10 protein-coding genes are annotated in these 11,069 nt (G+C 36.6%); 4 read left to right on the plus strand and 6 right to left on the minus strand.

The genetic code is table 11. The features are described 5' to 3' along the window. Nucleotides 1-20: 20 nt before the first annotated feature. The 6 genes from EG2_RS14160 to EG2_RS19750 form a co-directional block, all read right to left on the minus strand. Nucleotides 21-1,013 (minus strand): LacI family DNA-binding transcriptional regulator, encoded by a 993-nt coding sequence (locus EG2_RS14160; RefSeq protein WP_060815142.1) that lies wholly within the window; start codon nt 1,011-1,013, stop codon nt 21-23. A 176-nt stretch (nt 1,014-1,189) separates the two neighbouring features. Next, nucleotides 1,190-2,674 carry a glycoside hydrolase family 32 protein gene (locus tag EG2_RS14165; protein WP_010729374.1) on the minus strand — a complete coding sequence of 495 codons (1,485 nt, stop codon included), beginning with the start codon at nt 2,672-2,674 and terminating at the stop codon, nt 1,190-1,192. After that, nucleotides 2,675-4,282, minus strand: coding sequence for an ABC transporter substrate-binding protein (locus tag EG2_RS14170; protein WP_060815143.1), 1,608 nt, complete (start codon nt 4,280-4,282; stop codon nt 2,675-2,677). Nucleotides 4,283-4,330: 48 nt separating this feature from the next. Continuing rightward, nucleotides 4,331-5,215 carry a carbohydrate ABC transporter permease gene (locus tag EG2_RS14175; RefSeq protein WP_005230433.1) on the minus strand — a complete coding sequence of 295 codons (885 nt, stop codon included), beginning with the start codon at nt 5,213-5,215 and terminating at the stop codon, nt 4,331-4,333. 15 nt (nt 5,216-5,230) lie between these two features. Next, on the minus strand, nt 5,231-6,223 hold the full coding sequence (locus EG2_RS14180) for an ABC transporter permease (protein WP_005233042.1): 993 nt from the start codon (nt 6,221-6,223) through the stop codon (nt 5,231-5,233). A 623-nt stretch (nt 6,224-6,846) separates the two neighbouring features. Further along, nucleotides 6,847-7,710, minus strand: coding sequence for a helix-turn-helix domain-containing protein (locus EG2_RS19750; RefSeq protein WP_060815144.1), 864 nt, complete (start codon nt 7,708-7,710; stop codon nt 6,847-6,849). 177 nt (nt 7,711-7,887) lie between these two features. Here EG2_RS19750 and EG2_RS14190 point away from each other — a divergent pair, with 177 nt between their 5' ends. From EG2_RS14190 to EG2_RS14205, 4 genes are all read left to right on the plus strand, one after another. Further along, complete coding sequence (locus tag EG2_RS14190; RefSeq protein ID WP_010729377.1) at nt 7,888-8,238, plus strand: hypothetical protein; 351 nt, start codon at nt 7,888-7,890, stop codon at nt 8,236-8,238. Nucleotides 8,239-8,442: 204 nt separating this feature from the next. Further along, the gene (locus EG2_RS14195) at nt 8,443-9,291 is read left to right on the plus strand and encodes a rolling circle replication-associated protein (protein ID WP_010729378.1); all 849 of its coding nucleotides are present in this window, start codon (nt 8,443-8,445) and stop codon (nt 9,289-9,291) included. A 46-nt stretch (nt 9,292-9,337) separates the two neighbouring features. Further along, entirely contained in the window at nt 9,338-9,532 is a 195-nt protein-coding gene (locus EG2_RS14200; RefSeq protein WP_002351139.1) for a DUF3173 domain-containing protein, read from the plus strand. Between the two features lie 2 nt (nt 9,533-9,534). Further along, nucleotides 9,535-10,737 (plus strand): tyrosine-type recombinase/integrase, encoded by a 1,203-nt coding sequence (locus EG2_RS14205; protein ID WP_010729379.1) that lies wholly within the window; start codon nt 9,535-9,537, stop codon nt 10,735-10,737. Nucleotides 10,738-11,069 lie beyond the last annotated feature (332 nt).

The following is an 11,069-nucleotide window of genomic DNA, read 5'->3' on the forward strand; positions in this document are numbered from 1 at the left end:
AAAAAAGAAACGTATTTGCACTAAGCAAAATCGTTTCTCACTAAAGGTTTCGTTGTGTCACCTTCGCCAAATTCAATCGGCAATACGGTACGTTTTTCTACTATCTCTCCATTAATGACAGCAATTAATTTTGCCACTGCCACTTCCGCCATTTGCTTTGTAGGTTGGGCAATCGTTGAGACTAGATAAGGATCTCCTTCTGTCATCTTTTGACCATCAAATCCGATAACTTGGACATCCTCTGGTACGTTTTTCCCTATTTTTTCAAGCATATCAATGACAGCTAATGCCATTGGATCGTTGATCGTAAAAATCCCATCGATATCGGGATTCTCTAACAAAAAATTTGTTACACGTTCTGAGAGATGGTCTAAAGGTTCTAACATATCTAACGCTTTATAGGAAATCCCCAGTTGACGGCACTCGATTTCAAAATATTTTCGACGACTCTTCGTTTCATTCGGTGTTTCTTGGTACCCACCGATATATGCTACATTCTGACATCCTCGGCGATAAAGTTCATTTGCAGCCAAACGTCCACCGGCCGCATTGTCAGCGGTCACATAAATCACCTCTTCAGTGAAATAACGGTCAATACTAACAAAAGGCAGATTACTCGAAATGTATTCATCGATATCTGAATAAGTAATTCCAATGATGCCGTCTACTTTATTTTGGCTGACCATCTGGATATATTCTTGTTCTTTTTCACTATTACCACTGGAGTTACACAAATAAAGCTTGTAGTTTTGTCTTTCTAATGCTGTTTCTACATGGTAGGCAAATTCGCCAAAAAATGGATGCCATACCGTGGGTAGAATCAAAGCAACCGTGTTCGTATGCTTCATCTTTAACCCCCGGGCATAAAAATCTGGTTGATAGTTTAACTCTGTCATTGCTGCTTCAACTTTTTCTCTAGTAGAAGCTTTAACAGAACCGTTATTCAATACCCGGGAAACAGTTCCTACTCCAACACCTGCTAATTTTGCGACATCTTTCATTGTTGCTTTCATAGTTGATCCCTCACATTTCTGCACAAGTTTAGTATAATGAATTTTGTCATAAATTACTAATTTTTTCAAAATACTAATAGCAAATCCATGGGAAATCTAGCTATCTGTTCTTTTCTAAAAACATTATCCTTCAAAACCTATTAAATAATTGATTCATCGCCTAAGCAATCAAACATTTATTTCACACTTGCTGTTTCAAAAGCTTGAATACGACTTTCTCCGATCGAATGAAACAAGATATCTCGAGCTTTTTCCAGCTCATAGAAAGTAGCCGTCATAACTTCTAACCCATTAATAAAGACTTCAATTGATGAGGTATCTCTAAAAATCTCAAGAACGAGCTGATTATCAATCAAAGGTACTTCAACTTTTCGTACATTCAGAGGGTCTTCTTCCGCCCCTGTAAGCTCTCTTCCTAGTTTCTGACGATCCAATTCAAAAACCTGTGTAGCAGTGTCATAGGCTAGTTTGAGACAATCCGTCTTAGACCGCAGTAATTCAATTGTAAAAACTTCAGCTTTCTCCAAATCTGCGACTAGATGTAAATATGAAGAATCAGACAGCGCGTTTCGAAATACGACTGATGTGTCAGTCACTGCAATATTTTCACTGCCTTGTTGATAAACTAAATGACTATATACAGTTGAGATGGGTTTTTGTACCAATCGATTTTTTTTCACTCTTAACTCTCGGGGCAAACTCATAGAGCCTGCCCAAAGATGGCCTAACTCATGTGTAGGCAATGTACGATCCCACATCTGCATCCAAGCAATCATCACCCGTCCACCATTAGGATCTCTTGTTGTTTGTGGTGCATAAAAATCCATTCCAAAATCCATTTCATGGAAATTATCAACTATCATCTGACCTGTTTCCCAGTTTACCTCACCAATACAAGCCATGGTAGAACTGATATTATGATATTCCAGTCCGTTCTTCTTGATTTGTATCGGAGACATGATTAAGACATCTCGTCCGTCTAAATGGAATAAATCAGGACATTCCCACATTATTCCTTGCTCTGAAGTCCCTTCTAGCAACACAGAGTAAAAGTGCCAAGTATACAAATCTGACGATTGAAACATCACTATTCTACCAGTAGACTGTGTAGATTTAGTAGCTACTACCATATAGTAACCATCGTTGTGAACAATTACTTTAGGATCACGAAATTCTTGTATCAGCCCATTTTCACCTAGCTGTTTTTCTGCTACCACAGGATTACCACTGTATTTGCTAAAATGAATACCATCTTCAGAGACCGCCAAACATTGATGCTGATGGCTAATACCATCAATTTCTTGACAGCCTGTATAAAATAAATATAGTTTTCCGTCTCTTTCAATTGCACTTCCTGAGAAACACCCGCCGCTGTCATAAGGTTGATCTGGGGCTAACGCTACTGGTAGATCTTCCCAATGGACCAAATCACTACTGCGCGCATGCCCCCAATGCATGGGCCCCCATCGACTATCGTAAGGATAGTATTGATAGAAGAGATGGTAATGCCCTTTGTAATATATAAACCCATTGGGGTCATTTATCCACCCGATGGGTGCGGAAAAATGATAGTTTTGTCGATACTGAGGGTTAACTTTTCCTCGCATCATTTCAATAAATCGATTTGCTTTATCCAAAATCGCCGTTTCTTCTACTAACACTTATTGTGCTCCCTTCAAAAAATTATCATAGCCAGTTTGTTTTATTTGAATCCATTCTTCCAAACCTACACGTTCCAATTCAGCAAGGTATTCTTCCCATTCTTCATCGATTTTACCGCCGGTGATCCACTCTGCTCTTTTGCGATAGATGTAATCCCACATATCCGTTTCGATTTTTGCTAATCGATCTGTTTCTTCTTTTTCTAAAAAGACACGTGGATAGATATTGTCTTCTGTAATATATGGCAAATACGTGTCATGCATCAAATCTAAACGCCACTTCGCATCATCTGGCATAGTAGTGACTGTGCCGTAATAAGAATCAAGAACTGCTAATGGTCCTCCAGCTTCGGTTTTTTGTCTTAGTTCCCCCGGTGCTGTCCCCTCTAAAGGCAAATGTTTTAACATACCATCCTTTAATTCAAAAATATTCGCCTGTGCTTCATCACCGTAGGTTCCCCAGTTATTTTGGACAGACTGTAACGGTTCATACATTTTATCTATCCACCTAGCTGTAAGTTCCAAGTTTTTATTCGCACTAGTAATTACGAAACGATCTCTTGAGAAACCCATGCCATTCGTACGAGTAACATGTTTCGTTCCATCTGGTCCCGCTAAGACTGGCAAGACGTCATAACTATCATCTGCACCCGTGATATTTGCTTTATCCCAAGTAAAGTACACGCCATACTTATGTTCTTTCCCTTTGGCAACATACGTATTCCAATCTTGTTCGAAAGCCTCTTTATCAATAAGACCTTTATTATTCATTTTATTGAAATATTTGATGGCTTCTTTATACCCTTCTTTGTTAGCAGTAAATTGTACCTGACCATCGTTATCAACGACTAAGTGGTCATCATTATCACCTAGACCGAATGCCCCCATTAAAAATTTTAAGTCTTCGTTTCCTCCATTGTTAATAAAGCTAAAAGGAATTTCATCTGCTTCACCATTACCATTTGGATCTTGCGTCTTGAAAGCCTCCAACACAGTCATCAACTGATCAGTGGTTTGCGGCATTTCAAGACCCAAATTATCCAACCACTCCTTGTTGATCCAAGCCATCCCATTTACTGTATGAATCGACTCTTTTCCTTCGCCTAATTCTTCAATCCAAGGCATAGAGTAAATGTGACCATCAGGTGCAGTAGACATTTGTCGGTATTCGGGGTTTTCATCAAAAATTTTCTTCAGATTTGGCATATAATCTTCGATCAAATCTTCAATCGGTACAATAACGCCACTTTCCGCCCAGTTTAATAAATCATAGTCACCTGCAGCGGCGTTGAAGATGGCATCTGGTAAATCACCACTAGCGATATCCAAATTTCTTTTTTCGGCAAAATCACTACTGTAGTTTGTCCAATCAATATGGAGATTGGTCTCTTCTTCTAATCGTTGGAAAATCAATTTGTCATTAGGATCATTGGGAGCCAAAGGGGCACTTTGAGACATCATTTTTAAAGATACTTTTTCTTTCAATGGAAAAGAGACATTTTCTAGTTCATAATCAGGGCTTGATTTACTCTTTTCTTTTGAGCCTCCACAAGCCCCCAAAATTAGTACGGAAGTAAAAACGATTGGCAGCATCCATTTTGCTTTCATCTTAAAATCTCCTTTATAATTTTTATTCATACAAATAGTGAACAATACTTACCCTTTAACAGAACCAACTAAAACACCTTTATCAAAATATTTTTGGAAGAAAGGATACATTATGATTAATGGCAGACTAGAAATGACGATCGTTGCGTATTTGATCAACTCAGCAATTTGTTTCATTTCTGCCATGGCAGTATTGGCTCCCACCATGTCTTGTGAAGGTTGGTTTTGGATCAAAATATTTCTTAATACGAGTTGCAACGGCTGTAAGTCGGGATCTTTGATGTAAATCATGGCATCAAAGTATGAGTTCCATTGCCCAACAAAGGCATATAAAAACAATACGAACATAATTGGTTTCGCTAATGGAAGCATGACTTTGAACAGTATTTGCAAGTCATTGGCGCCATCGATAGTAGCAGCTTCAGAAAGTTCTTTTGGCAAAGCACTAAAATAGGTACGGGCTAAGATAATATTCCACACATTTATAGCACCTGGTACGATAATCGCCCATACACTATCTAACATGCCCAAGTTCTTTACCAATAAATAGGTAGGTATCAAGCCACCACCCACGAACATTGTAATGACAAAAAAAGTCATAATAATCTTTTTCCCCGCCAAGTTAGGTCGAGACAAAGGATACGCAGTGATCATCGTAATAAATACAGTCAATAAGCTGAAGCTAAAAGAGTAAAACAACGAATTTACAAAACCGCGTAAAATGGAATCATCTGCAAATACCCGTTGATATCCCTGTATTGTCCAATCTTTCGGATTGAAGCTTATACCTTTATTGATCAAAGTAGCTGGGTCCATAAAAGAAGCTACCAGTACATAAATCAGCGGAACAATGGTGATGACGACTAAAAAAGTTACAATCACTCGATTCAACCATAAGATTTGACGGTCGATTTTTGATAAAGCACTATTCATAATTTTCTCCTTTCATTACAAGCCTTGACCATCGTTTAGCCGCTTGGTTATATTGTTGACAATCAGTAATAAAACGACATTAATAATCATATTGAACAGACCAACAGCAGCAGAGTAGGCATAATCACCTGATTGCAAGCCGACTTTGTATACATAAGTGGAAATGATTTCTGAGGCAGGGATGTTCATTGAAGTTTGCATCAAGTAGGCTTTTTCATATCCTACATTCATAATACCGCCGGCGGCCAAGATGAAGCTGATCACCATCACAGGCCTCAATGCAGGCAAATCGATATGCCAAATCTTTTGTAAAATATTTGCCCCATCGATATTTGCTGCCTCATATAAATCGGTACTGACTCCCGCCAGCGTTGCGGTGTAAAGAATGGATGACCAGCCGATTCCTTGCCAAATTCCCGATAAAATATAAATCGTTCTGAAATAAGCTGGATTAGACATGAACATAATTGGTTGCCCCGTAACCTTTTCTACTAACCCATTAATAGGTCCATTTGCGGATAGGAACAAAAACAGCATCCCCACAATAATAACTACTGAGATAAAATTCGGCGCATATAGAATCAACTGGATTTTCTGTTTTATTTTTTTATTGATAATTTGATTCAAGCTCAGTGCTAAAATAATTGGTGGAAAAAAACCTAACAATAAACCATAAATACTAATTTTTAATGTGTTGCTCAGCAAAAGCGTAAAATTTGGTGAACTGATAAATTCCCTAAAGTGATCTAGTCCTACCCAAGGACTTTCCAAAATTCCTAGCATAGGATTATAGTCTTTAAATGCAATCACAGCACCGTACATTGGCACATACTTAAAGATAAACGTCATGATGATACCTGGTAAGAGCAACAAGTACATCCACTTATCACGCCGCAACTGTTTCTTTAATTTTTCCCACTTCGAAATATTTTTTTTATCCCGTTGTACCGCCCTTATCTCACCACCTGGTCCCAATGTCTTTTCCAATTCAATCTCCTCCCAATACATTTTAGAAACGTTTCCATTTTCGTTTAAAAAAATAAAAATTTAACGAAGATGCATTTTGGAAACGTTACCAATATTTTCGTTTATAGATTACCATAGCCATTTTTTTAAGTCAATATTTTTTTTACTTTGTGTCAGAATTTTGTATCTAAGTATTCTGATAATAATATTTTAAACAATAGATTATTTTTAAGCACCCTTTTCTGCGGCCTCATTGATAGCTGGAATATATACAGATTCTAGTCGATAGATAAAAACAGATTAAGTACGAGGTTTCCAATGAATTATAAAATCCAATAAAACTCAGTAAAATGTGATTTAAAAGTATGTTCAAGACCACTCACCAGTAAGTTTAATCTATTTAGCAAAAGAAGCTATGTCTACACTCTTTAAAATCAATATGTTTTCTCATTTTTAAAGTTTCAAAAAAACTCTATAACTAAGAAAAATCACAAAAAAGAGTACATTTTCTAGTGAAACTGCACCCTTTTTTGCTTTGTTTACGTACAAAAAATCTCTTGAGTACTTAACTTCTACAGTATAATCAACAACCCCTTTATAGATTACTGATGTTATGCTGAAAAAAATTTTTTCACCAACTTGTAATCTAAGCCACTTTTCTTATTTTACTTCTCAAACCAATCATAAAATTCATCTGGTGTTTTCTCCCGATAGAGTTTGATTAACGCTGGTCGCATCGATTGAAATATTTCGACTAATTCTTCCCCACCAAATCGAGTGGAAAAATGCTTATCAGTAAATATCATTGATAAAGAAGAAAGAAACAGCTCCGTATCTTCATCTGTACCAAGAATATTGATCAACTTTCCAATCAAATAGGAATCATTAAATGTCAGGTCTTGTTTCACATCAAAGGTTTTTATTGATTCTTTCACCATTTTCGCAATGCGATCTTTCTCTCCATACTTGATCTCACCACTCATCTCGATATAGTCAATGATCCCAGATGAAAGAATCGTGACAGCTTCTTCTTTTGCTTTTGATGATAGTTTGTTTAGCGTTTTGGATTCTTCAAGTACCTCTTTCGTAATCTGTACGACATAGTCCTTCATGATTTCACTCGAATATTCTACAAAACATTCTTGGATAAATTCCTCCAAAGGATAGCCTAGCTCATTCTCCCAAGCAGGATTTTTGAACTCGCCCGTATAAAATTCTTGCTTTATTTTCTCAATGATTTCAGGATAATCGTCCACTATTTGTTTCTGACCAATGAGAAACAAATACTCTCGGATATATTCTTCCACATGCCCAAAATAAAACCAGCCGACAGGTTTTCCGCTGATACTAGATAATTGGTTGATCACACTCTTAGGAGCCAACGCATAGCCTTGAACGTAGGAACTGATCGTCGGCTTTTTTAAACCTAATCGATTCCCTAATTCTGTAAAAGAGAGAGACATTCCGTCTTTTATTTCTTTGATTCGTTGGCCCACCTTCACTTTATTAGGTTGTACTAAACCAAACATATTCAAATTCCTCCTTATCATTTTTTTCATTATAACACTCGTATAAAAAATCGTATATATTTTTTTAGAAAATCTCTTGACTACGTATAAGTTCTCGTATATAATACAAGTCGTAGATGGCCATCTATATTTTTTAATCAAATCGTATAAACTTTCGTATAAAAAAGGAGAATTGTGATGCCAATAAAAATTACCGATCTCAGTTTACCAAAAGAAACACTCGAAAAAGAATACCAAGTCGTCAATGTCACTCGCTGGCAAAAGGAAGGCGAAATTCTAGGTTGGAGCTACGAATGTATCCTACCAAAACTTCGCTACGAAAAAATCAGTGTCAAAGTCAAATCTGAACATCCTGTGATCACGCCGGAAGAACTTACCCAACAAGGTTTAGCCATAATTACATTTACCAATTTGGTGATTGTACCTTGGGGACGCTCGAATGGACAATTTGTCAGTTATGGGTTATCGGCAACCGCTGATACGGCAACTTTGATTCCCAGAAAACAAGGTACCACTACACAAAACTAACTATACTATGGAGTGTTGGGTGGTTAGGACGAAACGGCGGGGCAGCGCCCACAGAGCCGTTTCTGTCCGTTAAGACCGCCCAACACCCCATAGGCTAGAAGGGCTGCTACGCAGGCCTTCCCCCTTAACTTGATTTATAGATCAACATCAGGAGAAAATGACTGGTTCTTTGACAATCGAATACGCAACAAGGAGTGATGATTTTTGCAAGCTTATAATCAGAAAATCATTGAAACTCCCACGTATATTGAAATTTATGATTATGAAGCAATCATTACTCCCAAACGTAAAACGATCGAAAACGAAGTAAATCTGGAACGAAAACAAAAATTAGCTTGGATTTATGAAAATGATATTACTCTTGAAAAAAGAAAAAACTATGATGAATTATCCGCTCAAGGACAATATGACAGTTTAAAACGCAAACAGAAACATTATCAAAGTATGCGATTTGAGATTGCCCGCCTTGTAGACACGAATTTTGACAATCAAACGAAATTTTTAACTCTCACTTTCAAAGAAAACATTCAAGACATTGAGTATGCAAATAATGAATTTAAAAAATTTATCAAACGACTGAATTATGACCTCTATAAAACTAAAAAAGCAAATTTAAAGTATCTCGCCACGTGGGAAAAGCAACAACGCGGTGCAATCCACTACCATATTATCTTGTTTGATTTCCCCTTTATCTCATTTAACCGGTTAACTACGATTTGGGGTCAGGGTTTCGTTAAGATCAACAAGATCGATGTAGACAGTATCGAAAATCGCGGGCGCTATATCAGCAAATATTTCGATAAAGAGCTGGAATTGAAAGAGCATAAGAAAAAAGCTTTTTTCAAGTCCCGGAATCTCAAACTACCAACTGTCACCAAAAAGATGGTAAAGAAACCCTATGATTCCACGAATCAAGATATACTATATACAAGCGAATATATAGTTAGACGTCCATTTTTTTACAATGCTTTAGCTTTAAATGAGTTGGGAAGTCCTGAACAAGTGATGGATTTTCAAGAAAGTACCGTTCATTATACAAAAATAAAGAAATAACACTATTACCCAATGATAGTGTTTTCTTTGAAAGTGAGTTTATACAATGAAAAATACAATTTGTCGAAAAGATTTAGAGGCTCTAGGATTTAAAACACATCAAGCTACCACAATAATCCGACAAGCAAAAACAAGAATGGTAAATCAGGGATATCCATATTATAATAATAAAAGAGTTGGGGTAGTACCCCGACAAGTAATTGAAGAAATTATAGGTGTTCCTCTTTCACAGGAGGAATAACTATGAAAACAAAATACCCTTGTGTGTATCAAGATAAAAATGGTCGCTTTTCTTATCTAGTTGAGTTAGGAACAGATCAAGTGACTGGAAAGAGGATCCAGAAGAAAGGAACAAAAGATTCTCTAGGAAAACGATTCTCATCAGCTCGTGAAGCACACAAAGAAGTCATGCGTATAAAAAATGAATACATGGTTGTAAATGGATTTGCGAATTATGATTTAACTTACAAAGAATTTATGGAGCAGTCTTACGTTCCACACTACAAAGCTAGCGTACAAAAAAGTACTTGGAGTTCTCGTGAGTGTGGATTGATTCAGATTACTGAATTTTTCGGTGATAAGAAGCTTCGTGAAATCAATGTGCGAGATTGTGAAAATTATCGAATTTGGTTATTGAACGATAGCGGATACTCACAAGCATACAGTTCACTTATGTACGGTATGTTTCGTAAATCATTAGACTATGCGGTCACCCTGCAATTTCTGAATGAGAATATTTCCAAAAGAACAAAAGCAATTCCAAAAGGAAAATCAATCGTTCCTTACTGGACAAAAGAAGAATTTGAAGAAGTTTTGGCAAAAATTTATAAAGATGATTTCTACGAACATATGTGTTTTTTAATGATTTGGCTATATTACATGACTGGTGTTCGTGTAAGCGAAGGATTAGCACTTAATTGGAATGACGTGGACTTCAAACGTAAAAAGTTGAGGGTTCATCACACCTTGGAAATGACAAATCAAAAAGATTTTATTCGGAAACCTTACACAAAAACTGAAAGCGGCTTGCGGATCATTTCTCTGGACGATGATACAATTGAAGTGCTAAAAAAGTGGAAAGTTATTCAAAAAAATCATGGTGTAGAACAATTTATTCTTAGCTACACTGACCTCCCACTCTATCGTTCAACTGTTCAACGAATTATTCAGCGTTATGCCAAACTAGCTAAGGTACCCCTAATACAAGGAAAAGGATTACGTCATTCTCATGTTAGCTACCTAATCAATGAGTTTAACGCAGACATTCTGGTCGTGTCGCAACGGTTAGGCCATTCTAGCCCTGAAATCACTTTAAAGCACTACGCTCATCTATGGAGCCGTAATGATGAAGGAATTGCAGAACAAATGACAGGAAACATTAAATTTACCTGTGCAACAAAATCTAAAGTTGCAAACTTTAATGGAAATCAAGCAGTAAAAATCTAACCCTACCATTTCCCTACCAAAATGAGGAATAGGCTGAAAAAGCACTGATATAATAGCTTCTTTACGAGGCTACTCATATTGAGTGGGAATAATAAAAGAAACCGTGAATCCTTTGATACTAAAGGGATTCACGGTTCTTTTTTGCTTTTGAAGTTCTTTTACTGAAGAAAAGATACTATAGAGAAACAGTTATCATATCATCGTCTGAGATTAGTCGTATTACTTTACATGTTCAACTTCTGCTTTTTAAATAAAAATTAATTTTGTATACTATTCTTAATAAAATGAAAGAAAATCAAAAGAGCTAATATGTTTTTTAGCAATTTTCAGAA

The sequence above is a fragment of the Enterococcus gallinarum NBRC 100675 genome (assembly GCF_001544275.1).
Lineage (GTDB): Bacteria > Bacillota > Bacilli > Lactobacillales > Enterococcaceae > Enterococcus_D > Enterococcus_D gallinarum.

Coding starts and splice junctions, on each gene's coding strand:
- EG2_RS19750 (WP_060815144.1), bottom strand. CDS start 7,710: ATGTTTGGTTTAGTACAACCTAATAAAGTGAAGGTGGGCCAACGAATC.
- EG2_RS14160 (WP_060815142.1), bottom strand. CDS start 1,013: ATGAAAGCAACAATGAAAGATGTCGCAAAATTAGCAGGTGTTGGAGTA.
- EG2_RS14170 (WP_060815143.1), bottom strand. CDS start 4,282: ATGAAAGCAAAATGGATGCTGCCAATCGTTTTTACTTCCGTACTAATT.
- EG2_RS14175 (WP_005230433.1), bottom strand. CDS start 5,215: ATGAATAGTGCTTTATCAAAAATCGACCGTCAAATCTTATGGTTGAAT.
- EG2_RS14200 (WP_002351139.1), top strand. CDS start 9,338: ATGAAAAATACAATTTGTCGAAAAGATTTAGAGGCTCTAGGATTTAAA.
- EG2_RS14205 (WP_010729379.1), top strand. CDS start 9,535: ATGAAAACAAAATACCCTTGTGTGTATCAAGATAAAAATGGTCGCTTT.
- EG2_RS14190 (WP_010729377.1), top strand. CDS start 7,888: ATGCCAATAAAAATTACCGATCTCAGTTTACCAAAAGAAACACTCGAA.
- EG2_RS14180 (WP_005233042.1), bottom strand. CDS start 6,223: ATGTATTGGGAGGAGATTGAATTGGAAAAGACATTGGGACCAGGTGGT.